25 protein-coding genes are annotated in these 22,485 nt (G+C 58.4%); 13 read left to right on the forward strand and 12 right to left on the reverse strand.

The features are described 5' to 3' along the window. The first annotated feature begins 35 nt into the window (after positions 1–35). A complete protein-coding gene (locus JJQ51_RS22620) occupies positions 36–1,214 on the forward strand; it encodes an AI-2E family transporter (protein ID WP_113330659.1) in 1,179 nt (392 codons plus the stop codon). 4 nt (positions 1,215–1,218) lie between these two features. On the opposite strand, the gene JJQ51_RS22625 is transcribed toward JJQ51_RS22620, so the two are convergent. The 4 genes from JJQ51_RS22625 to JJQ51_RS22640 all read right to left on the reverse strand — a co-directional run bounded on the left by JJQ51_RS22625 (position 1,219) and on the right by JJQ51_RS22640 (position 4,182). Beyond that, entirely contained in the window at positions 1,219–1,686 is a 468-nt protein-coding gene (locus JJQ51_RS22625) for a GNAT family N-acetyltransferase (RefSeq protein WP_173004627.1), read from the reverse strand. A 35-nt stretch (positions 1,687–1,721) separates the two neighbouring features. After that, positions 1,722–2,876, reverse strand: coding sequence for a DUF2336 domain-containing protein (locus JJQ51_RS22630; RefSeq protein WP_152096191.1), 1,155 nt, complete (start codon positions 2,874–2,876; stop codon positions 1,722–1,724). Positions 2,877–2,989: 113 nt separating this feature from the next. Beyond that, the gene (locus JJQ51_RS22635; RefSeq protein ID WP_152096121.1) at positions 2,990–3,595 is read right to left on the reverse strand and encodes a flavin reductase family protein; all 606 of its coding nucleotides are present in this window, start codon (positions 3,593–3,595) and stop codon (positions 2,990–2,992) included. Continuing rightward, the gene (locus tag JJQ51_RS22640) at positions 3,595–4,182 is read right to left on the reverse strand and encodes a nitroreductase family protein (protein WP_152096120.1); all 588 of its coding nucleotides are present in this window, start codon (positions 4,180–4,182) and stop codon (positions 3,595–3,597) included. The genes JJQ51_RS22635 and JJQ51_RS22640 overlap by 1 nt, the downstream gene beginning before the upstream one ends. Before the next feature lie 153 nt (positions 4,183–4,335). Between JJQ51_RS22640 and JJQ51_RS22645 the strand changes: the two genes are divergently transcribed. Continuing rightward, positions 4,336–5,406 carry a hypothetical protein gene (locus JJQ51_RS22645; protein WP_269245352.1) on the forward strand — a complete coding sequence of 357 codons (1,071 nt, stop codon included), beginning with the start codon at positions 4,336–4,338 and terminating at the stop codon, positions 5,404–5,406. An 83-nt stretch (positions 5,407–5,489) separates the two neighbouring features. Here the strand turns inward: JJQ51_RS22645 and JJQ51_RS22650 are convergent, their stop codons facing one another. The 5 genes from JJQ51_RS22650 to JJQ51_RS22670 all read right to left on the reverse strand — a co-directional run bounded on the left by JJQ51_RS22650 (position 5,490) and on the right by JJQ51_RS22670 (position 10,151). Then, entirely contained in the window at positions 5,490–6,329 is an 840-nt protein-coding gene (locus tag JJQ51_RS22650) for a lysophospholipid acyltransferase family protein (RefSeq protein ID WP_069612228.1), read from the reverse strand. 146 nt (positions 6,330–6,475) lie between these two features. Beyond that, complete coding sequence (thrS, locus tag JJQ51_RS22655) at positions 6,476–8,464, reverse strand: threonine--tRNA ligase (RefSeq protein ID WP_113352500.1); 1,989 nt, start codon at positions 8,462–8,464, stop codon at positions 6,476–6,478. 128 nt (positions 8,465–8,592) lie between these two features. Continuing rightward, positions 8,593–9,120, reverse strand: coding sequence for a DUF1697 domain-containing protein (locus JJQ51_RS22660; RefSeq protein ID WP_269245346.1), 528 nt, complete (start codon positions 9,118–9,120; stop codon positions 8,593–8,595). A 3-nt stretch (positions 9,121–9,123) separates the two neighbouring features. Beyond that, on the reverse strand, positions 9,124–9,567 hold the full coding sequence (yidD, locus tag JJQ51_RS22665) for a membrane protein insertion efficiency factor YidD (RefSeq protein WP_113330652.1): 444 nt from the start codon (positions 9,565–9,567) through the stop codon (positions 9,124–9,126). A 128-nt stretch (positions 9,568–9,695) separates the two neighbouring features. Then, the gene (locus tag JJQ51_RS22670; RefSeq protein ID WP_112721280.1) at positions 9,696–10,151 is read right to left on the reverse strand and encodes an iron-sulfur cluster assembly scaffold protein; all 456 of its coding nucleotides are present in this window, start codon (positions 10,149–10,151) and stop codon (positions 9,696–9,698) included. Positions 10,152–10,443: 292 nt separating this feature from the next. On the opposite strand from JJQ51_RS22670, the gene folE reads away from it, so the two are divergent. From folE to JJQ51_RS22685, 3 genes are all read left to right on the forward strand, one after another. Continuing rightward, positions 10,444–11,055 carry a GTP cyclohydrolase I FolE gene (gene folE / locus JJQ51_RS22675; RefSeq protein WP_069612233.1) on the forward strand — a complete coding sequence of 204 codons (612 nt, stop codon included), beginning with the start codon at positions 10,444–10,446 and terminating at the stop codon, positions 11,053–11,055. 25 nt (positions 11,056–11,080) lie between these two features. Beyond that, positions 11,081–11,530, forward strand: a complete 450-nt coding sequence (gene hisI / locus JJQ51_RS22680) for a phosphoribosyl-AMP cyclohydrolase (protein ID WP_269245347.1) — start codon at positions 11,081–11,083, stop codon at positions 11,528–11,530. A 108-nt stretch (positions 11,531–11,638) separates the two neighbouring features. Continuing rightward, on the forward strand, positions 11,639–12,598 hold the full coding sequence (locus tag JJQ51_RS22685) for a patatin-like phospholipase family protein (protein ID WP_145317366.1): 960 nt from the start codon (positions 11,639–11,641) through the stop codon (positions 12,596–12,598). Between the two features lie 99 nt (positions 12,599–12,697). Here the strand turns inward: JJQ51_RS22685 and JJQ51_RS22690 are convergent, their stop codons facing one another. Continuing rightward, entirely contained in the window at positions 12,698–13,132 is a 435-nt protein-coding gene (locus tag JJQ51_RS22690) for a CBS domain-containing protein (protein ID WP_015339966.1), read from the reverse strand. Positions 13,133–13,297: 165 nt separating this feature from the next. Then, entirely contained in the window at positions 13,298–14,068 is a 771-nt protein-coding gene (locus tag JJQ51_RS22695) for a rhomboid family intramembrane serine protease (protein WP_269245348.1), read from the reverse strand. A gap of 317 nt (positions 14,069–14,385) precedes the next feature. Between JJQ51_RS22695 and JJQ51_RS22700 the strand changes: the two genes are divergently transcribed. From JJQ51_RS22700 to JJQ51_RS22730, 7 genes are all read left to right on the forward strand, one after another. After that, positions 14,386–15,048, forward strand: coding sequence for a PAS domain-containing protein (locus JJQ51_RS22700; protein ID WP_233788708.1), 663 nt, complete (start codon positions 14,386–14,388; stop codon positions 15,046–15,048). Positions 15,049–15,130: 82 nt separating this feature from the next. Beyond that, positions 15,131–15,760: a PilZ domain-containing protein gene (locus tag JJQ51_RS22705; protein WP_095434944.1), complete on the forward strand. Its 630-nt coding sequence runs from the start codon at positions 15,131–15,133 to the stop codon at positions 15,758–15,760. A gap of 71 nt (positions 15,761–15,831) precedes the next feature. Further along, positions 15,832–16,794: a prolyl aminopeptidase gene (gene pip / locus JJQ51_RS22710; protein WP_269245349.1), complete on the forward strand. Its 963-nt coding sequence runs from the start codon at positions 15,832–15,834 to the stop codon at positions 16,792–16,794. 391 nt (positions 16,795–17,185) lie between these two features. Continuing rightward, positions 17,186–17,791 (forward strand): transglutaminase-like cysteine peptidase, encoded by a 606-nt coding sequence (locus tag JJQ51_RS22715; protein WP_145317356.1) that lies wholly within the window; start codon positions 17,186–17,188, stop codon positions 17,789–17,791. 336 nt (positions 17,792–18,127) lie between these two features. Then, positions 18,128–18,898, forward strand: a complete 771-nt coding sequence (locus tag JJQ51_RS22720) for a hypothetical protein (RefSeq protein WP_113333844.1) — start codon at positions 18,128–18,130, stop codon at positions 18,896–18,898. A gap of 117 nt (positions 18,899–19,015) precedes the next feature. Then, on the forward strand, positions 19,016–20,521 hold the full coding sequence (locus tag JJQ51_RS22725) for a D-alanyl-D-alanine carboxypeptidase (protein ID WP_152096119.1): 1,506 nt from the start codon (positions 19,016–19,018) through the stop codon (positions 20,519–20,521). A 126-nt stretch (positions 20,522–20,647) separates the two neighbouring features. Further along, the gene (locus JJQ51_RS22730; protein ID WP_069612243.1) at positions 20,648–20,923 is read left to right on the forward strand and encodes a hypothetical protein; all 276 of its coding nucleotides are present in this window, start codon (positions 20,648–20,650) and stop codon (positions 20,921–20,923) included. On the opposite strand, the gene JJQ51_RS22735 is transcribed toward JJQ51_RS22730, so the two are convergent. Further along, entirely contained in the window at positions 20,920–21,354 is a 435-nt protein-coding gene (locus JJQ51_RS22735) for a DUF1489 family protein (RefSeq protein ID WP_092715857.1), read from the reverse strand. The genes JJQ51_RS22730 and JJQ51_RS22735 overlap by 4 nt on opposite strands. Positions 21,355–21,462: 108 nt before the next feature. On the opposite strand from JJQ51_RS22735, the gene JJQ51_RS22740 reads away from it, so the two are divergent. Continuing rightward, positions 21,463–22,482: a serine hydrolase domain-containing protein gene (locus JJQ51_RS22740; protein ID WP_113355700.1), complete on the forward strand. Its 1,020-nt coding sequence runs from the start codon at positions 21,463–21,465 to the stop codon at positions 22,480–22,482. The last annotated feature ends 3 nt before the right edge of the window (positions 22,483–22,485 follow it).

Genomic DNA, 22,485 nt, shown 5'->3' on the forward strand with positions numbered 1-22,485 from the left:
CGGATGATCTAGTAAAGAGGGGCGAAGTAAGACCGGTGGGTGTATTTGAACGTCATAAGCCGAGGGAGCATCGGTGGCTGGGACCGAGTGCGCATGCGCGCATGCCTTTGATCCCATCCATTTCCGCAGCGCGCTGGCTGCTGATTTTGATTGCCATTGCCGGTATTTATTTCTTTTATGGCTTTCTCGTACCGGTCCTTGCCGCAGCGGTGATCGGCTTTGCCACTTGGCCGCTCTATAGCGATATCGTGCGTCGTACCGGCGGCAATACGACACTCGCCGCCACTATCGCCATCGCATTCATCGTCACCTTCCTCGTCCTGCCTATCGTCCTATCCGCCATCTATATGGCTGGTGAGGTGCGCGAGTGGTTCAGCTGGGCGATCCATGTGAATCGCGAGGGTGCGCCGCCGCCGCAATGGATTCTCGCGTTGCCGGTCGTCGGCTCCTGGCTCGGCGAGCAGTGGACGCAATATGTCGGAAGCCCAGGCTCGCTCGGTGAGTTGGCGCAGTTGGTGAGCGGTGCCCATATCGGCAATATCTACAGAGCGGTTCTTGCAGCCGGTGGTGGCGCATTCCACGTCGTGCTGACCTTGCTCTTCATGCTGATTGCGCTGTTCTTCATCTATCGCGACGGCGCGACCTTCGTTCGTCAGGTCGACTTGCTCGGCGAGAAGATTCTCCCAAATCGCTGGGAACGGATTTCGCGGGTCGTACCCGCGACCATCAGTTCGACCGTCATGGGCATGACACTGATCGCCATCGGCGAAGGCATCGTCCTCGGCGTGGCCTACTGGATCGCCGGCGCTCCGTCCGCAATCACGCTCGGCGTACTGACGGGCGTGATGGCTCTCGTGCCGGGCGGCGCACCGCTTTCCATGTCGCTTGTGTCGATCTATCTCGTCGCCAGCGGCTCGCTTTGGGCGGGTATCGCCCTCTTTCTCTGGGGCACGATCGAGCTTTTCATTGTCGATAAAACGCTCCGTCCCAAGCTTGTCGGCGGTCCGATCAAGCTGCCGTTCCTCCCCACCTTCTTCGGTCTGGTGGGTGGCGTGAAGACCATGGGTTTCCTCGGGCTGTTCATCGGCCCGGTCCTAATGGCCATTATCGTTGCCATCTGGCGCGAATGGATTCGTGAGGCTGAATTGACCGAGGAACAGCATGCGCAGGAACCCGAACTGCAGCTGCATGTTCGGGACGCTGCCGAAGGCTGATTGCTCAGCTGGTTTGTTCCAGCCGTTTTTCCATGAACAGACTGAGCGGGTCGGGCTGATAGCTGCCGAATGGGGGAATTTCGAGATATCCGAATTTCCGGTATAGGCCGATCGCTTCCGGCTGATATATGCCGGTTTCAAGCCGCACCGCGGAAAGGCCTTTTTCGAGCGCCGCCGCTTCGAGCGTCTCCATGAGCTTGCGCGCGACACTGCGGCCTCTGGCGATCGGATCGACGAACATGCGCTTGATCTCCGCTGTACCGTCGCCGGCTTCCACCAAGGCGCAACATCCGACGATCGCGCCCTCTACCCCGGCAACCCAGAAGGTCACCTCGGCCTTCTCCAGCGAAGACAGATCGAGCATATGGTTGCTCTCCGCCGGATAGAGCGATTCCGCATAGGCGCTCGACATGTCGAGAAGGCGGATAACCCCCTCCTGACGCGGGGATTCGATAGCAATCGTCAGTGACAAGATGAACCTCTGAGAGATAGAATGCCCGCTGGGTATCACGCGGCGGCGAGCGTCGCCAGTGCGGCAAAGCTCCGCGCGGTCTGCCGCTTGTCGACATTGGCAAGCTTCTCGACGATGTCGAGCAACTGCGTTGCCGCGGCGGGGGCTGGCTTCGCAAGGCGGAACTTGCGCATCAATCGCGAAGACACATCTTCCAGCATCGCACTGCCGTTCTTGCGGGAGGATTCGCGCCATATCATCGTCGCCTCGACGAAGATCGTGCTGATATCCCGAGGCAGTCCGGCGCTTTCGTAAAGCGCCCGCAGGGCATGGGCGCGCCCCCTGGAAACGATCGAGCGCACGCGCCGTTCATCGCATCCGGAAAGATTGGTGATCGCGCAGGCAAAGAAATCGACCTTGCCGGAACATAGCGCATGCATCAGGAACGCCGGCGTCAGCCAGCCGCCCTGCCTGAGATGCTCGACCAAATCGGGCAATTGCTCGTGCTGTGCCGTTCCCGCGATCGTGACGGTTGCGGATTCGGTCGCTTCACGCGTTACCTGCTGTAGTCTGGATCTGTCGATAAAACTCTGGACGAGGGGCGATTCCAAAAGCGCGTTGCTGACCTGGCGCATCAGCAGGTGCCTGATATCTGAGGACAAGATGTCTCGTGAAAGAAGCAGTCCGCGTATGTCGGCGCAGTCACCCATTCGCTCGGCGATGCGTTTGAGCGAGGCCTGCGAAAGCAAGGCACCATCGTTCTCGAGCAGACACAGAATTTCAGCCTCGCCGCCGATCTCGGCAAGTGCAGCGCAGACCGCACGTGGCACCTCGCCGCGAGACGCGATCAACACCCGCGTCACATCGCTACCCCGCAATGCGAGATCGACGAGGTCGGCATCGGTGAACACGGGCGAAAATAGGATGATCTGCCCGGCGATTTCAGGCTGATCCTCGGCTAAAGACAGGATGACGTTCCGCGGGGCGGTGGCCGAATGCGCGACCGCCTCAGCAAGCGCCAGCCGCACGCGGGGAGACGGGTCGTCGAGCAGATAGGTCATTGCCATCTCGGCAGCCGCGCGCTCGTCCTTCGGCATCTCCGACTGCAGATAGGCCCTGCCGAGCGCATTGGCCGCTCGGGTCCTGCTTTCTGCCTTGGCGGTCTCAGCCCAGCGAAGGAATGCTTCTATGATCACGTAACGCCCCGATATCAACGAGGCGATTCTTGCCCCGCAAATTCATATGCTTCACGTTATCGGGCAAAGGTTTACGGGACGTTTACCTTGCTTATTAACCTTTCACCTATCGGCACGAGTGGCGCCCATCAGGGCGCCTTTGGCCTGATCATCTCGAAGACGTCACTGCCCTCGCTATAATCCATGTAGCCCATGCGCGCGACGGGACGCGCCAGCGCCATGTCCAGCCTGCCGTCGCGAATGATCGTCTCGTCGATATGGATGCCGACCACCTGGCCGATGACCATGATATTTTCCGATACCTCGCCATTGAGACCCTTGGGCTGCAGGATTTCAGTTACCCGGCATTCGAGCACGGCAAAGGCCTCGGCAACATAGGGGGCATCGATCAGCTCGCCAGGTTTTGCGGTTAGTCCGGCAAGTTCGAATTCATTGACGCCATAGGGAACGGCAACGGAAGAATGATTCATCTTCTCCACGATATGGCGACTGACGAGGTTGGCCGTAAAGACGCCGGTTTCCTCGACATTGCGCACGCTGTCCTTTCGACCGGCGGAAGAAAACATCACCAGCTTCGGCCGATCGCTGACGGCATTGAAAAAGGAATAGGGCGAGAGATTCAGGGAACTGTCCCTCCCCTTGCTGCCGATCCAGCCGATCGGCCGCGGCGCGACGATTGCCTTGAAAGGATCATGCGCCAAACCGTGACGATTGGTATCTGTCTTATAGAACATCACGCGTCCTCGCCGCCGATCCAGGTCACCGTTTCCGATAATTCCGGGCGTGGGCGTTCGACCGGCGGAAAGCTTGTCGAACCGATATGGATGAAGCCGGCGACCTTTTCGCCAGGCTGGACACCGAGCAACGGATAGGCGCGCTCGTCAAAGGCAAACCATTCGGTCAGCCAGTTGGAGACCCAGCCATGGGCATTGGCCGCAATCAGCAGGTTCATGCAAAGCGCGCCGGCCGACATCAGCTGTTCCCATTCCGGGATCTTAAAATGCGGCGCCGCCTTGCTGACGACGGCGATGACCACAGGGGCACGGGTGAAACGAGTGCGTTCGACCTGAATCATCTCCTCCGATAGGTCAGGCTTAGCTTCCAGTGCAAGCTTCAATAGCTCTTCACCGATGCGAGCGCGTTCCTCGCCGCGATAGACGATAAAGCGCCACGGTGCGAGCTTGCCGTGGTCCGGCACACGCGAGGCCAACCGGAGAATCTCCTCGATCTCAGCCTTGTCCGGTCCCGGCTCCGACATCTGGAACGCAGGGATGGATCGCCGCACCGCGAGATAGTCGACCAGCTTGATATCGGTTTTCATTGAGGAACTGCCTTCATTTTGGCTTGTGGTATGATGAGGTCTTGAATTTGCCACCGCATTGGTTTTGAAGTGGCGTGTGTTTTATCGGAAGTCAATCGGTTGGTATCCATGTCAGGCATTTCATCCGCTCGCCGATTGAGCGCGGCTTTCGCAATGCTTGCGAGCATGAGTACCGCCGCCTCGGCACAGGATGCCTTCAAGGAATTCAAGCAGCTCGACGGCAGCGTCAAGATGCCGAAGCTCAATGCTTTCGTGGCCCCGAATGGCGAGAATTCGTCTGCGCGCACATTGCGCGACGTTTCCCTCGAAGCCAAACTCACGCCCCAGAGCGGCCCGCAGCAGCAGGGCCTTGCCTGGTACGTCTTCAGCCCGATAGCGGGAGCAGACGGCAAACTGCCGCTGGTTGCCAGCTCGCGCGGAGGCTCGGCCTCCTTTCACCTTTTGCCGGGCGATTACTTCGTCAATGTCTCTTTCGGCCGCGCCGGTGTCACCAAGCGGTTGAGCGTGCCTGAAAGCGGCGAGACCCAGAAGCAGACGATGGTTCTCGACGCCGGCGGCATGGTCTTGAATGCCGTATCCGGCCCCGATGTCCGTATCCCTCCAAATGAGCTGAGTTTCTCGATCTATTCGAGCGAGACCAAGGAAGACGGCGAACGCGGTCTTGTCATGGACGACGTCAAGCCGAATACGCTGGTCGGCCTCAGTGCCGGCACCTATCACGTCGTTTCCGAATATGGCGAGGTCAATGCCGTCATCCGTGCCGACATTCAGGTGGAAGCCGGCAAGGTGACCGAGGCGACCATTCAACACAGGGCGGCAAAGCTCACGTTCAAGCTGGTTTCGGATGCCGGCGGCGAGGCGATCGCCGATACGGCCTGGTCGATCCTGACAGCAGCGGGCGATATCGTCGGGGAAAGCGTCAGTGCGTTCCCGACCATGGTGCTTGCGGAAGGCCGCTATACAGCAGTCGCCCGCAACAAGGACAAGATCTATCAGCGCGATTTCACGGTCGCCGCCGGCATGAATACGGATGTGGAAGTGCTGATGAAGCAGCAGCAGCCGCAGGATGCCGATACCGAACAGTCGGCCCGACAGCTGCCGATCCAGATGCCGCCGATGCGCCAGAGCCAGACGCCGCCGGCCACGACCAACCAGCAACCGCTGCCCACCTATGAACAATTGGCGCCTGCCGCTGGTGGCGACGACGGCGATAGCATGGATTGACAGCGGAGCCCCGGGTTTGATCGCCGGCTGGCGCTATCAGTGCAGTCACCGTTCGGTGATGAGAAGCTCGAAACCCTTTCCGCTCATCCGGCCTTACGCCGCAGCATCTTTCTAGGGGGTGCCATGGAGAAGACCGCTCCATAAAGCTTCGTCAGCAGGTCCTTGCGGTCACTGCCCTCGCTGAGGGCCTCCCAGCTCCTGGGAGCACCGATATGCGCTGTTATGGTGCTGCCGGAGAGACGCCGGAATTCACGGATCAGCAGCGAGATGCGCAAGGTCATCGAGATGCGGCTCGCCAGATGGAACAGCCTGCCGTTCTGTCCTTCGAAATAGATGGGAATGACGCTCGCACGCGCGGCCTGGATGAGTTTTGCCGGGAATATCTTCCAAGGCAGATCCTCTGCCCGGCCGAAACCCTTCTTGGCGGTTGCAACGCCACCGGCAGGAAAGACGATGATCGTTGTGCCTTCCTTTAAGAGGCGAACAGCCTCATGCCGGGTCTTCATATTGATCGCCATCGCTTCCTTGGTCTCCTCGAAGGAGACCGGCAGCGAATAGTCGTGCATCTCAGGCACCTTCAGCAATTCGTTATTGATCAGAACCTTGAAGGGCCGCCCCAGTTGCTCGGCAAGCGCCAGCACCGCAATGCCGTCGCCGATGCCGTAGGGGTGATTGGCGACGATGACGATCGGCGCCTCGGGGATCTGGTTCGGCGGCCATTCGCCTTTGATGAGCAGGCGCACATCGATGAGATCGAGCATCTTGCCGAAAACCCGCTCGCTCTTGCCGACGATATCGGTGCGCCAGATATCGTAGAGCCGGGCATAACGGTCTCGGCCGGAAAGGCCTTCGATGGAGCGGATGAACCAGCGCTTGATCCGCGTGTCCCGTTCGTTGGCGTAGGATAATTCTTTGAATTCCAAGTGCGCGACGGGGCTGCCCCGCTCCTATGGTCTCAGTTGCGTCACATGCTGCAGCCACAGCAACGCTTTGATTCATCAATTATATGAAAGTCGTATGTCAGTTCTCTGACGGCACCCTGAAGGTGCCGCCAGATATCGGTCGGCCGTCAGGCGGCCTTGGCCCGCCTTGCTTCGCGCTTGCGCAGAATGTCCGGCGGCGTTGCTTCCAGCGAAAGCGATGCGATCGCTTCGTCCAGCGACATCGAGGTCTGCGACTGGCTGCCGAGGCGGCGGATGTTGACCGAACGCTCTTCGGCTTCCTTCTTGCCGCAGACGATGATCACCGGAACCTTCGTCACCGAATGCTCGCGGATCTTGTAGTTGATCTTCTCGTTGCGGAAGTCGGTCTCGACATCGAGGCCGGCGTCGCGCAGCGCTTCCGCTACCTCTTCGCCATAAGCGTCGGCTTCCGAGGTGATCGTCGCCACGACGACCTGCAGCGGCGAGACCCAGAGCGGCATATGGCCGGCAAAGTTCTCGATCAGGATGCCGAGGAAGCGCTCCATCGAGCCGCAGATGGCGCGGTGGATCATCACCGGCTGCGTCTTTTCGGAGTGCTGGTCGATGTAGAACGCGCCGAAGCGCTCCGGCAGGTTGAAGTCGACCTGCGTCGTGCCGCATTGCCATTCACGGCCGATGGCATCCTTGAGCGTATATTCGAACTTCGGGCCGTAGAAAGCGCCCTCGCCCGGCAGAATGCCGGTCTTGATGCGGCCTTCGGACTGCGCCTCGATCGTTTTCAGCACGTCCATCATCACGCTTTCGGCGCGGTCCCAGAGCTCATCCGAACCGACGCGCTTGTCGGGGCGGGTCGAAAGCTTGACGACGATCTCCTTGAAGCCGAAGTCCTCATAGACCGACAGGATGAGATCGTTGATCTTCAGGCACTCGGCCGCCATCTGCTCGTCAGTGCAGAAGATATGCGCATCGTCCTGCGTGAAGCCGCGCACGCGCATCAAACCATGCAGCGCACCCGAGGGTTCGTAGCGATGGACCGCACCGAATTCCGCAAGGCGGATCGGCAGTTCGCGGTAAGACTTCAAGCCATGCTTGAAGATCTGGATATGGCCGGGGCAGTTCATCGGCTTCAACGCAAAGACGCGATCGTCATCGGTATCGTCGCCGGCGACGGTGACCTTGAACATGTTGTCACGGTACCAGCCCCAGTGACCCGAGGTCTCCCAAAGCGACTTGTCGAGCACCTGCGGCGCGTTGACTTCCTGATAATCGCCCTGCAGCCGCCGGCGCATATAGGACACCAGCGTCTGGAACATGCGCCAGCCCTTGCCGTGCCAGAAGACGACGCCAGGGCCTTCTTCCTGGAAATGGAACAGGTCCATTTCGCGGCCGAGACGGCGGTGATCGCGCTTTTCGGCTTCGGCAAGAATGTGCAGATAATTGTCGAGATCCGCCTGCTCGGCAAACGCGGTGCCGTAAATGCGGGTCAGCATCGGATTGTTGCTGTCGCCTCGCCAGTAAGCGCCGGCAACCTTCATCAGTTTGAAAGCATTGCCGATCTGGCCGGTCGAGGCCATGTGCGGACCTCGGCAGAGGTCGAACCAATCGCCCTGGTAATAGATCTTCAGATCCTGACCTTCGGGGATGGCATCGACCAGTTCCACCTTGTAGCGCTCGCCCTTGGCGGCAAAGACTTCCCTCGCCTTCTCGCGCGACCATATTTCCTTGGTGAACGGCTTGTTGCGCTGGATGATCTCGCGCATCCGCTTCTCGATGACCGGGAGGTCATCGGGTGTGAAGGGCTCGTTCTTGGCGAAGTCGTAGTAGAAGCCGTTTTCGATGACCGGACCGATCGTCACCTGCGTTCCCGGCCAGAGCTCCTGAACGGCTTCGGCGAGAACGTGAGCAGTGTCATGGCGGATCAGTTCCAGCGCGCGGTCGTCCGAGCGGGTAATGATCTCGATCCTGCCGTCGGTCACCGGATCGGAAAGGTCGCGGACCGTGCCGTCGAGCGCAATGGCGACAGCCTTCTTGGCCAGCGACTTGGAAATGGATTCGGCGACATCGCGACCGGTCGTGCCGGCAGCAAAGCTGCGCACGGAACCATCGGGAAATGTCAGGGAAACGGATTGGGACATCGATATTCTCCTTGTCCAGTCCCGCCAACGAATGCGGGTGGTTTTAAAAGTTAGGGACTAAGTAAATGCTTACTTATGTCCGCGCGCCTGATAGCTGTATTTCGCATTCTAGTAAAGGAAAAGCCGCGTTAGCGGCCGATCATCTCGGCCAAACCGCGCACGGTGTTCCAGTTTCGCATCGTTCCGATGCCGAGCCGTTTTGTCGTCAAAGCCGGTAGCATTTTCGTCTCGCTGGCCTTGAGGCCGAAATCGATCCATAAATCGCCATCAACAACGGCCATGCGCTCGTCCTGCCGGTATTTCGCAAGCACATCGAGAATTTCGGGTTCGAGTGGCTGCCGCATCACCCGAACGATGACCTCGCTGCCGATCCCGTCGAGAAAGGGATTGCCGTCGGCGAGCCTCAGCCATCTATCGGCATCGCGGACGATGATATCGACATGCTTGCCGAAAGCCGTAGCAAAACCTGCCTCAAGCTGTGCCTCGACCGATGCGATTGGCTGCGGCTCGGCTTCGAAAACAAGATTGCCGGTCGCAACAAGCGTTCGGGCGTTGCGAAAGCCCAAACTCTCCGCCATGGCCTTGAGATCGGACATGATAACTCTGCGGCCTGGGCCAAGGACTATGCTGTAGAGCAGCGCGACATAGACTGCCAACGGTCAGGCGGCCTTTTGCCCAAGGCGGAAATAGCGCCAGGGCGTCCACCAATGATAGCGGCGCTCCAGCTCGCTGGGCACTGGATCGAGCCCGCTCGTCCCTCCCGGTCCGCAGCGCGCCACACGAAATAGCGTCATCCAGCCACCCGCCCAAAGCCCATGGCGCGCTATCGCCTCATAGCCATATTCCGAGCAGGTCGGGATGTGGCGGCAGGAGTTGCCGATGAAGCCTGAAAGCGTCAGTTGATAAAGGCGAATGAGGCTCATGCCGAGGAGCCGGTCCGGTGTTTTGCGGAAAGGTCCGGAATAGTTCCGGCCGATCTGCCGTGCCGCGTACCCCCCTCTGTCACTTCGTGACATCTCCCCCACAAGGGGGGAGATTCGTTTGGAGCCTGCCGCAGCTCCACCTTCATCCTCATCATCCTGTATTGAACAGAGATAGCACACGAGCGGCTACCTCCCTATACCTGGTAGTACTTTTAGTAGGTTGCAGTGTACTCCCAATAATCTCCCCCCTTGTGGGGGAGATGTCACGAAGTGACAGAGAGGGGTATACCTGCTCCACATAAAAGTAATCACGATAGAGCCTCGATAATTTCACCTTGACGCGCCGCCTCGATCTGCCCGATCGCGTCGACAACGGCATCGAATGTCAGCATGGTCGAAGCGTGACGGGCCTTGTAATCCCTGACCGGCTTCAGATAGCGCATGTCTTCGAAACGCCCGTCAGGCCCTTCGCCGTCGGCCTTGAGCATGGCGAGCATATCCTCGCGGGCCTTGCGTACTTCGTCTGCAGTAGCGCCGACCACATGGCGCGCCATGATCGAAGATGACGCCTGGCCGAGCGCACAGGCCTTGACGTCATGGGCAAAATCGGTCACCACATCGCCGTCCATTTTCAGCCAGATTTTTACGCGAGAACCGCACAATCTGGAATGGGCCTGGGCACTGGCATCGGCGTCAGGAAGACTGCCGATGCGGCCGATATTGCCGGCAAACTCTAGGATTTTGCTGTTGTAGATGTCGTCCATCACAGATTTTGCTCCGATGCACCTGTTCGTGTTTCGTAACAAAAAACACAGCGTGTCCGTTTAGGACACTTTCACAGGGACAATGCCATACTATATGTATGTCGTTCGAAGACCATCGAAATGCAATGGTCTTCTGTAAGTTTGATGGGAAACCGTGCAGGACGGCAGGCTTGTCCGCCAGCCAGAACGCCCCGGAGCCCGCCAAAGGTACAAAATCTCCGTACCTCGGGGAATGCCAGTGGCGAGTCCGACAAGATGATATCCGCACAGCGGATCAGGAGAACCACAGGTAATGGACGCCATTGTAAAGAACTTTCCGCAAGTCACTGATTTCGAACGCCCGTCGCAGCAGGAAGCTGAAGACGCAATCCGCGTTCTCCTTCGCTGGGCCGGCGATGATCCGCGTCGCGAAGGCCTGCTCGATACGCCTGCGCGCGTTGCAAAGGCCTATCGCGAGCTGTTCGGCGGCTACGAGCTGAATCCCGAGGATGTGCTCGGCCGCACTTTTGAAGAAGTCTCGGGCTACGACGATATCGTTCTTGAGCGGGACGTCCCGTTCTATTCGCATTGCGAACATCATATGGTGCCGATCATCGGCAAGGCGCACGTCGCCTATCTGCCGAGCGGTCGTGTCCTCGGCCTGTCGAAAATCGCCCGTGTCGTCGATATTTTTGCGCGCCGACTGCAGACGCAGGAAGCCATGACGGCCCAGATCGCCAATGCGATCGACGAGTCCCTGCGTCCGCGCGGCGTCGCCGTGATGATCGACGCCGAACATATGTGCATGTCCATGCGCGGCATAAAGAAGCAGGGTTCCTCGACGCTGACGATGACCTTCACGGGTGCCTTCAAGGCCGATCCGGCCGAGCAGGCTCGTTTCATGTCCTTGGTCCGGGGTCGCTGACCGGGCTTCAACGAAAGAGCCGGAAATGAACCTGATTTTCAATGCTCCTTCCGAAGATAAATCCGAGTTGGAGGATGCAGGCGATTTCACGCCCCGTTTCGACGATCGCGGCCTGATCACCGCGATCGTGACGGATGCGCATGATGGCGAATTGCTGATGGTCGCGCACATGAATGCCGAGGCGCTCGCGCTGACGATCAAGACCGGCACGGCGCATTATTTCAGCCGCTCGCGCGGTAAGATCTGGAAAAAAGGTGAAACCTCCGGAAACCTTCAGACGGTGAAGGAAATCCGAACGGATTGCGATCAGGATGCAATCTGGCTGAAAGTGGAGGTCGCCGGACATGATGCGACGTGCCATACTGGCCACCGTTCCTGCTTCTACCGAACAGTTGAGCTCGAAGATGGGAAGCCGGTGCTGAGCGTGGTCGACGATCACCTGCATTTCAATCCGGAAGAAGTCTACAAACAGTAGACCTATCGGTGATGGTGTTTCAACAGGCCACAACCAGTATACGATTTGGAAACGAAAAAGGGACAGTATTTTAGCCGAGGCACACGGAGCCTCGGAGGAGGCGTAAAAATGCTGAATTGGGGGTTGAATCGTCACATCGGCGGACAGAGCTCGACCGGTTCAGGCCTTACGCAGGATACGTCTACCCCGCTTCTCCCTCCCGCCCCTCCAAAAAAAGTAAAGATTGCCTTGGCGCTTGGCGGTGGTGCTGCGCGTGGCTGGGCGCATATCGGTGTTTTGCGTGCACTCGACGAAGCCGGCATTGCGGTCGGCATGATTGCCGGCACATCGATCGGCGCCCTCGTCGGTGGCTGTTATCTTGCGGGCAAGCTTGACGAACTTGAGGCCTTCGCGCGTTCGCTGACCATGCGGCGCATCGCCAGCCTGCTCGACCTCACCATCGGCGGAAGCGGATTGTTCGGCGGCATGCGGCTCACTAAGCGCATGCAGGAACATCTGGAAGGATTTTCTATCGAGGATCTCGACCGTCCCTTCGTCGCCGTCGCGTCGGAGTTGAACACAGGCCATGAAGTTTGGATTGCCAACGGCTCTCTCATCACTGCACTCAGAGCATCATATGCCCTGCCCGGCATCTTCGAGCCGGTGCGCTCCAACGGTCGCACGCTGGTCGATGGCGCCCTGGTCAATCCGGTGCCGGTTTCGGTCTGCCGAACTTATGAACAGACGTTGGTGGTTGCGGTAAACCTGCACTACGATCTCTATGGCCGGTCCGCGGTGGTCAAGCACAATGTCGGCTCGCCCAACGGCGATCTGCTGCGCCGCGAGGATGCGCCCGCCATGAAACTTGGCATGACGGGTGTCATGGTGCAGGCTTTCAACATAATACAGGACAGAATTGCGCGTGCGCGCCTTGCCGGCGATCCGCCCGATCTGGCGTTGCATCCGCGCCTCAGCGATATCGGCCTTTCGGAATTTCATCGTGCTGGCGAAGCAATAGAACGCGGCTATGAGGAAGCATCGGCAAGATTGACCGAGATCCGGCGCATGCAGGAAGCCTACGCGCGTTAAGCCTTGAAAAACGCAATCGGCGCTTTGCTGGGAATTCAGGCCGTTGCTTACCGCAGGCGATCCACCGCGCCGATTGCTTCGGTCACGCCGAACCGCTTCTTACCCGGCGATATAGGCCTTGATCTGCTCGGCCTCGAGTTCGATCTCACGGATGCGCCATTTGACGACGTCGCCGATGGAGATGATGCCGGAAAGCTTGCCTTTCTCCTCAACGGGAACGTGACGGAAGCGGCGCATCGTCATCAGTTCCATCAATTCGTCGGTCGTCGTATCTTCCTTGCAGCGATGCACCTTGGCCGTCATCATCGATGCGATCGGCTTGTCGAGGCATTCCTGCCCCTGCTTGGCAACGGCATTGACCACATCCCGTTCGGTGAAGATACCGGAAATCTTGCCGCCCGGTCCGACGACCACGATGGCGCCGATGCGATTCTCATTGAGAATCTTCGCGGCCTCGGCAACGGTCGTATTACCGCCCGTCGTCACGACGTCGCGGCCCTTGGCTTCAAGTATGGCCTTTACGGAAACTGACATTCGATCCTCCCATCTCGAAAGCATGATGAACACCTGAAGCGTCCGATATGTTCCGAAATTACCCCCGGAGCTCAAACCGGCGCCTCGCCCGTCGGTCGGTCGATCTCCTCATCCAACGATCGACGGATAGCAATGGTGCGCCTGTGTCAGTCAGAAAGCAACAGCTCATTCATCGAGTGGTAAAGCTTCCTGAGCTTCCACGGGCGGCTGCCGGTCGAAGGGTGCAAAAAGCAGGAATCCGAACAGGAATCCGCCAATATGAGCATCCCAGGCCACCGGCTGCGAGCTGTCGCCCGCAAGATTGATGCCGAAGGCGACGAGTGCATTACCGGCGACCCACATGACGATATAGGCGACGACGGTACGGCTTCGAAGCGACTCCAAGATGCTGAGTCGCGGATTGAGATGCGCCTGCCGCATGGAAACTCTGCGACCGTCCATGGCCGGAAACGCAAAGCGGCAAGCTGCCCCCATCAGCGCCGAGACGACTCCGGATGCACCGATCAAAAGCGTCTGGTCTCCCCAATAAAGCGCTGCATGCAGGAAGGCGGAAGCGGCGGACGAAAAAATCCAGAAAATCACATAGCGCAGCGCGCCGATGCGTCGCGCCACGGGCGCGGCAAAGACCATCAGCCAGAGACTGTTGAAGACGATATGCTCGATCCCGCCATGCAGTAGCGAATAGGTGACCGGCGTCCAAAGCCATTCCAGCCCCTGCTGCGACAAGGGGAAGGCATAACGGGCCGGGATGAAGCTGAAGGTGAAATAAATCCAGTTCAACGTATCGTCCGACCACGAGGGCAGGTTCATGACCGCGAAGATGACGATCAGAACAGGAAGACTCGCCAGAATCGCGGGAGGCAGATTGAAGGCGGGCACATGCTGCTGCGGCCGCGGATTTTCCGGCTCTGGGCGCGGCAGCTGTTCATCGTCCATGTCTTGCTCGGCTTATCAATAGAGGTCTTCGACACATACCGCAGCAAAAATCAAAAAAAAAGCCGCCCGCAGTATGGGGCGGCGCGCCGGGATGCTCCTCTCCGGCTTGGACCACGCTGGTCCATCCGGCGCCCGGGAAATTCGTGCTGAAGGTCACTTGGTGAAGTTATGAACAAAGCCTTACACCGACCATCGGGCGGAGCAAGCGAAACCCCTTGTTAACCCTAATGGCCCGGTTCTGGCATGGAATTCGCAACGGTGGAGTCGAGGGTAATGAATGCCTTTGTATTTGAAATGAAATGGGACACGGACGCATTATGCGCCAGAAGACGAGCATCGATATATTTACCTATTGGGAGCATATACGCGGCAACGCTGATGCGCCCTTGCGCAATTTGATACAGCCATCGGCGATCGGACATATTCTTCCCGAGCTGTTCATCCTGGAAAACACGGCCGACGACAATCCCCGCTTCCGTCTGGCCGGTACGGCGATCTGCAACCTCATGGGGCGCGAGATTCGCGGCGAGAATTTCGCGGCGCTCTGGGCTGGCAGCCAGCAGGACGATCCGGTGCACATCGCCGCCGGCGTGATGAGGCACGTGGTTCCCGCATCGATCCATGCAACGGGATATTGCATCAGTGGCCGCAGCATGACCTTCGAGCTGATATTGCTGCCGGTTCGAACATCGAGCGACACTTGCGACAGACTGCTCGGCTGCCTCACGCCCACCGTTTACACGACATGGCTCGGCAATGAGCGCCTGGAATTTCTGGCGCTGGACCGCAGCCGCCTGCTTCGCGACCGCCCCGTCCGGCTCGTGAATGCGCCGCCGCATCCCGATCCGACAGATCTTCTGCCGCATCAGCGAAGCACCAGCCTGGGCGAATGGATGCGCCGAAAGTTAATTCAAGCAAAAAATGGGCGCGAGAGAGCTGGAATTGACCCAGCTCGGAACAAAATCGACGATCATCTCTAAGCCATGCCTTGGGAAAGACAACCTTACTTTAAGGAGTTGCGGCTAATAGTTGGAAGAGACGCAATAGGGTTCAAGACGCTTCATGCACTCATTCCAACCGGCCCATGCGACGCGGCCCAACCAAATGACAGGCAATGCTGTTCGCAATGATCAGCGGACCTTTCAACGGGTTCCGATCAATATGCAGGGTCGCCTGATGCTGGCTAATTACGAGGAGTTCGAGTGCCTGGTCACCGAGATGTCGCCGGGCGACCTTCATGTCACCTGCCTGGGACGTCCGCGCGCCGACGAGCGCGTTGTCGCCTATATCGATCACCTTGGCCGCGTTGAAGGCAATGTCGTTGCCGTCGATGGCCGCGGTTTCACCATGTCGATCAATGCGACCGAGCGGAAACGCGAAAAGCTTGCCGCCCAATTGACCTGGCTTGCCAACAAGCACGAACTCGGCCTGCCGGAAGATCGCCGCCATGATCGCCTGACGCCGCGCAACACCCGCTGCGAGCTTACGCTCGACGACGGTACGCAATATGTCTGCCGCATCATGGACCTCTCGCTCTCGGGTGCCGCGGTCGATGTCGAAATACGCCCCACGATCGGGACGCCGGTGCGCCTCGGCAATATGCGTGGCCGCGTCGTTCGCCATTTCATGGAGGGCGTGGCGATCGAATTCCTTTCGCTGCAGTCGCGCGAGACCTTGCGCGAATTTCTCTGATATTGTCATCCTCCTGTCACGCGGCGTCGCGAAACAGCGATGCCTGTCTTCTTCTCAACGCGTGACGGCAAATGCTTTACCCGGACACAATTCCTTTTGACGAAGGCCTGCTTGAGGTCGGTGACGGCCAGCGGATTCATTGGACGCAATCAGGCAACCGCAAAGGCAGGCCTGTCCTTATCCTGCACGGCGGTCCGGGTTCAGGAAGTTCGGCCGGAACGCGACGTTATTTTGACCCGCATTACTATCGAATCATTCAGTTCGACCAGCGCGGCTGCGGTGACAGCCTTCCGCATGCGTCGGAACCGGCGATCGATCTCTCGGCCAACACCACATGGCATACGATTGCCGATATCGAGCAATTGCGGTTGCGTCTCGGCGTTGAAAGCTGGATCGTATTCGGCAATTCCTGGGGCTGCACGCTTGCGCTCGTCTATGCCGAAACCCATGCGCAACGGGTGGAAAGCTTGCTCCTCGTCGGCATTACCATGACGAGACAATCGGAAATCGATTGGCTCTATGAAGGTCTTGGCCGGTTCTTTCCGGAGCAATGGGCACGCTTTCGCGCTGCCGTGCCCGAAGAGGATCGCGACGGTGATCTCGTCGCTGCCTATTATCGCCTCCTGCTTAACCCAGATCCCGCAATCCACGTGAGAGCTGCAAGAGACTGGCACGAATGGGAGGGCGCCTCGATCCTGATCGATCCGCGCGAGACCCTCCCATCTCGGTGGTCCGATGCTCGCTATCTGACGGCCCGTGCCCGGATCATCACCCACTACTTCCACCATCTGGGCTGGCTCGAGGAACGGCAGATCCTGCGCGACATCCATCGGCTCGCCGGTATCCCCTGCACGATGATTCAGGGCCGTATGGATCTCGAGGCGCCGCTGGTAACCGCCTGGGAATTGTCGCAAGCATGGCCAGAGGCGGAACTGGTGATCGTTGCGAACGCGGCCCACTCGCCGGCCGTCGCGGAGATGGCTGCCGCGATCATTCGCACAACCGACGGGCTTCGCCCCAACGGCCGACAATAAAAATCAAAAATATTTTTTGAGCCGGCTTTCCCAAAATGGGACAGATCGAGGTTCTTGCGGTCATTTCCGGCACTCGGCAGGCCTATCGCAAGGTGGGCTCTGTATCAATACAACACGGTTGCTGCCCAAATCTGCACCCGGACGTTAACGATCCTCATTGTTGAAAACCGTTCCGAAACAGCCGGATATCAAACTCTCGCTTTGCTGCACTTCATACCAAAATTCCTCAAATTTTAATCGAATTTGCCGCAAACTTGAATCAAGTTTTCTGCGTGTTTTATGAGAATTTTCTCCAGATTTGATTCAACTAAACCATTAATTTAACTGCGCAATTTTGCGTCAGATAAAATCACGCGTGTCATTCTGATCCCAATAAAACAGGGACAGGGACATGAACTTTCAAATCGCACTTCGCGGCCTTGCCGCTCTGGCGCTTTCCGCTCTTGGCTTCTTCGGTGCGGCTCAGGCGGCACCCGCCAATATGACGATAACAGGCGACGCTGCTCCTCCGATCGGCCATTACGAATTCTGCAAGGAAAATCCGCGGGAATGCACCTATTCCGGTGGCGATGCAGGGCCGATGATCCTCAATGAGGATAGCTGGAAGACGATCCTGAAGGTCAATTACACGGTCAATACCACCATCAAGCCGATGACCGATATGGAGCTTTACGGCGTTGAGGAAAAGTGGGCGATCCCGACCACCGCCGGTGACTGCGAGGATTTCGCGCTCCTGAAGCGCAAGCAGCTCATCGATGCCGGCTTCTCGCCTTCCGATCTGCTCATGACCGTCGTGCTGCAGCCGAACGGTGAAGGCCATGCCGTTTTGACCGTCCGCACGGATCGCGGCGATTTCATTCTCGATAACATGCGCAACAAGGTGAAGCTCTGGTCCGAAACCGAGTATACCTTCCTCAAGCGCCAGTCCGCCGACCACCCGGCTCGCTGGGTCAAGATCCAGGATGGCCGCGCCGTCGCAGTCGGCAGCTTGAAATAAGCGTTCTTCACACAGGATCATCGGCGACCTAGCGTCGATGGTCAAAGTCAGAGGCCCGGTCTCGTCCCCTGATTTCTGTCCAGGCCGGTGCCTCTGAGCCGTTCCCACTGTCCCAGGGAACGGCTCTTTTTCGTTTAATGAGTGGGCCTAAAGCTAAGGCTGAAAATACCCGGAGAATTTAAGTGCGCCATTAGCATGGCTTGCGACACATATTTAACCGTCGGTTAACCATCGTGGCGCCAATCATCATTTCCAACGAGACTCAAAAAAGTCAGGCGCCGCGAGGCTTTGCCGTCGATGATGGCGACCTGAGCGGAAGGAAATGAAGGCAAGAGTATGGCTCCTCCTCTGTCATCCGCCGCAATGATCGAAGAAAGACCGCTGATATCGAGCGGCTTTGTCTATCGGCTCACGGCCGGTGTCGCCGTTCTGGCAGCCTTGACCGTAGCCATATCCGTTGGTGGACACTGGCTTGGTGAGAAAATTTCGCTGGCAGGGCATACGACGGATACCAAGCTCATCTCTGTCACGATCGGCGACGACACAATGCGTCTGGCTGCAAACACCATTCGCTTTCCGAGCGAGCGTTCGGACGGTATGGCCGAACGTGTCGATCTCTATCTGACCTGGCCGCAGATGCAGGGCTATAGCGAAGCCGATCGCATGCGTTTCGACGATATCTCGCAATCGTCCTCACTGATCTTCCTGCAAATCAGCCAGAGCACGATGTCCCATGACATGTCCGGCCGGCTCGGTCCGATCTATTCGCAACTGATGGATGGGGCGGCCTATGCCGGCCCCTTCGGCCTGACCGCACATCGGCTTCGTGCGGATGCCGGCTACAACGACGAAATCCTTCTGACGGCGCCGCGGCCTGACGAGACCGATTACGTCGTGCGCTGTCTCCTGCCCTCCTCGCCCACGCTGGCAACCAGCGGCGATTGCCAGAGAGACATCAAGGTCGGTAAGGATTTGAGCGTTCTCTACCGCTTTTCCAGCAATCAGCTGGGTGACTGGCGCGCCATGGATGCGGCCGTCCAGAACTTCGTCAAAACGCGTCTTGTGGATAATGCCGTACCTGCGACGACAGCTGTGGGCGGCCGCTAAAATGGCGCAGAAACATGAAACCAACTGTTCATCATAAACCGATTGGTAACGCTAAGCCTCTACTGTCGAACGGAATGGCCGTTCATGGAGGCGGCGGCCGGATAATCGAGTATGTAAATGCAAGCAGAGAGTGATTTAGTGTCCAGATCCATTCTTTCCGTTTCGTCGTCTCAAACCGGTAAGATTCTGGCGAGAGCGCTTCTTGGTTTTTCGATCGCAACGGCGACGGTCGCGGTGACTGTCATTGACGCGAGCGCGGCCGGTCCGAAATATGCGGGCATCGTCATCGATGCCAATACCGGCAATGTTCTCTACAGTGAAAACGCCGACACGCTGCACTATCCGGCCTCGCTGACCAAGATGATGACGGTCTATCTGACCTTCGAAGCACTCGAAGCTGGCCGCATCACCCTCGATACCCCCGTCGTGTTTTCGAAGAACGCTGCAGCACAGGCTCCCACCAAGCTCGGTATTGGCGCCGGCCGCTCCGTGACTGTTCGCGAGGCGATTCTCGGCATCGTCACGAAGTCTGCCAATGACGCCGCAATGGCGCTTGGCGAAATGCTTGGCGGTTCGGAGGAAGGCTTTGCCCGGATGATGAACGACAAGGCGCGGGCACTCGGCATGACGCGCACGACCTATCGTAACCCGAACGGCCTGCCGAACACAGCGCAGATGACGACGGCGCGCGATCAGGCCCGCCTTGGCATCGCCTTGCGCGAGCATTTCCCGGAATATTACGGTTTCTTCTCCGAAACGAGCTTCCGGCTGGGCAATCGCACGATCCTCGGTCACAATCGCCTTGTGGGCTCCGTGCGTGGCGTCGACGGCATCAAGACCGGTTACACGCGTGCCGCCGGCTATAATCTCGCAACCTCCGTGAAAGTCGATGGTCGCTCCATCGTCGGTGTCGTCCTTGGCGGCGCTTCGACGCCGGCTCGTGACAACCAGATGCGCAAGCTGATCGCTGACTATCTGCCTAAGGCATCGACAAAGCATATTGATTCCAATGTGATCGCACAGGTCCCGGCCGTAACGCCCAATGTGCAGGCAGCCAGCGCACGCATGGCAGATATCAGCCGCGCAAAGATCAAGAATGACGGGACGACCGAAGTCGCCGATTCCAATCCTTCCAGTGCGGCGGCCTTCGCAGCGGTAACGCGGCAATCTTCCTCCTCCAATCCACTGCTTTCGGCGAAACCGGAGTCCGTGAAGCGGCCAGCCTATGACGAAACGGCCTCCGCCGGATCGTCGGACAATGCCGATGAGGATGAGATCGATACCGTAACGACTGCATCAACCTCCAAGAGCGATACGAAGCTCGCAAAGCTGCAGCGGACCGAAAAGACAGAGAAGGTTGCAAAAGCAACCAAAGCCGAGCGCGGGCCGACTGGCTGGGTCGTGCAGATCGGCATTTCCTCCAGTAAGGATGGCGCAACCGACCTGCTTGATACGGCTAAGACCAAGGGTGGCAAGGCGCTGCGTTCGGCAAAGCCCTATACAGTCGCCTTCGATGGCGGTTACCGCGCCCGTTTTGGTGGTTTCGAAGATCAGAGTGAAGCGGTGAATGCCTGCAAGGCGCTCAAGCGAGCCGGCGTCAAGTGCTGGGCGAGCACGGAATAGGAATGTGGCCGGTGTTTTCGCGCCTCATGATCTGAAGATTGGTCGGGCCTTTTGTTTCGCCCGATCTTCCGGTTCCGAATGTCAAACGGGCCGGCCCTGAGTTTGTAACGTGTACGGGGTTTTGAAATGGCAATGAACGAGAACTTTCCCGGTTTCTCGCTCGACGGCGGGGGCAAGATGAAACCGAAGGGCTTTGCTCTTCATCCGCTGCATGAGGCGGCGATGCGGCTAGCGGACCTAGGTCTCAGCCGTTCGCGTTCGCGCAACAAGACGAAAGACCTGATCGGCATCCTGCTTTGCCATGGCGCACGCGCCTGGCGTTATTCGCAGCCGGAAGCGCATATTCATCTGCACATCACCGCCCCGACCGGCCGTGCGCCGATCATGATGCGACTGCGTTAAAGCAATCCGAGTTCGGAAAGTTCCCGCCGTAGATCGGCGGGCAATTCGGCTGCCGCGCCGAGACTGTCGAGATCGCGCGGCACGTCGTCCTGCGGCAGATACCGCCAGCCCTGAAATGGCCGCTTCGGCTGCCCTGTCGTCTCGACAACGCTCGGGTCGAGAATAAGCCGGCAGCGCTGAATGCCGTCCGCGTCGGTGAAGGTTTCGATGCCAAGCAATTTCTGCCGCGCCTGCACCTGCCCTTTGATCACCCAATAAAGCGAACCGCCGTCCAACAGCTCGTCTACCCGTTTCGGCACCATGCGCGTCGTGTGGGTTGTATGCGGCTCGAGCCCAGCAGCAATGGCGTTCATTGCTCGCTCGGAAACCCATTCGCGCAGATCATCCAGCGAATCCGCGCCCACGCACAATTTAATGAGATGCAAAGCCATAATGCCGTTGAAGTCCTTTTGACCGGCAGCGTCAAGCTTTTCACTGCGGACATCCACAGAGTGGGTAACATCACCTGAAAGCGCAAGAGGTGATTCTCGGAGGCGATTATGGGCGGTGCATCGGATTACCCGGCCAATGAGTGGACAACAGTGGATGATCCCGGCCGGTTCGGCTGGTCCAGCACTGCTCTCGCGAACGCCTACCGTTATGCGCAGTCGATCGGATCGTCCGCGATCATGATCGTGCAAGATGGCTTGATTATGAGCTCGTGGGGTAAGATTGCCGACGTGACCGGCATCGCCTCCATGCGCAAAAGCCTGTTGAGCGCATTGATTGGCACGCACGAGATCGAGGGCACGATCGATTTGGCAATGACTCTGGCCGAACTGGATATCGATGATTGCGAACCGGCGCTGACACCGAAAGAGAAGCAGGCGACGATCGCTGATCTTCTGATGTCGAGGTCGGGTGTTTATCATGCCGCCGCCGACCAGGACCCGGCCCTTTTGCCTCCACGAGGTATCCATGCTGCCGGAGAGCAATGGTTTTACAACAATTGGAGCTTCAATGTCCTGGGCGTCATCCTCCAGCAACTGAGCGGCGTTCCAATTGCCGAGGATTTTTTCCGTCGTATTGCGATCCCGCTTCAGATGCAGGATTTGCGGCCGGAACACTTCTATTTCAAGACGATTCCTCAATCGATACATCCTGCCTATAAGATCAGAATGTCCGCGCGTGACCTGGCGCGCCTGGGCGTGCTTCTGGCGAATGACGGCCGATGGCGCGATGCGCAAATCATTCCGGCGGAATGGATCAGCAGAAGCATCGCGCCTTATACGGATCTCGAGCGAGGTGCAGGTTTCGGCTATAGCTGGTGGATCGGGCGATACGCATTGCAGCCGCTAACCGCATCCGACGGCGAAGTTGTCAAAGACAAGCCATTCTACTGGGCATCCGGCATGGGAAACCAATATCTCATGGTGTTTCCGGACTTAGCGACGGTCCTGGTTCACAGAGTAAGCGACACCAATAATGGGCCGAGCAGCGCTCAAATCGAGCAATTGCAAACCATGCTTTTGGGAAGCCGCGTGGCCGGCATCCCCCTCACCACGCCTATAAGCAAATGATCT

Source organism: Rhizobium sp. AG207R, from assembly GCF_027109195.1.
Classification (GTDB): domain Bacteria; phylum Pseudomonadota; class Alphaproteobacteria; order Rhizobiales; family Rhizobiaceae; genus Rhizobium; species Rhizobium dioscoreae.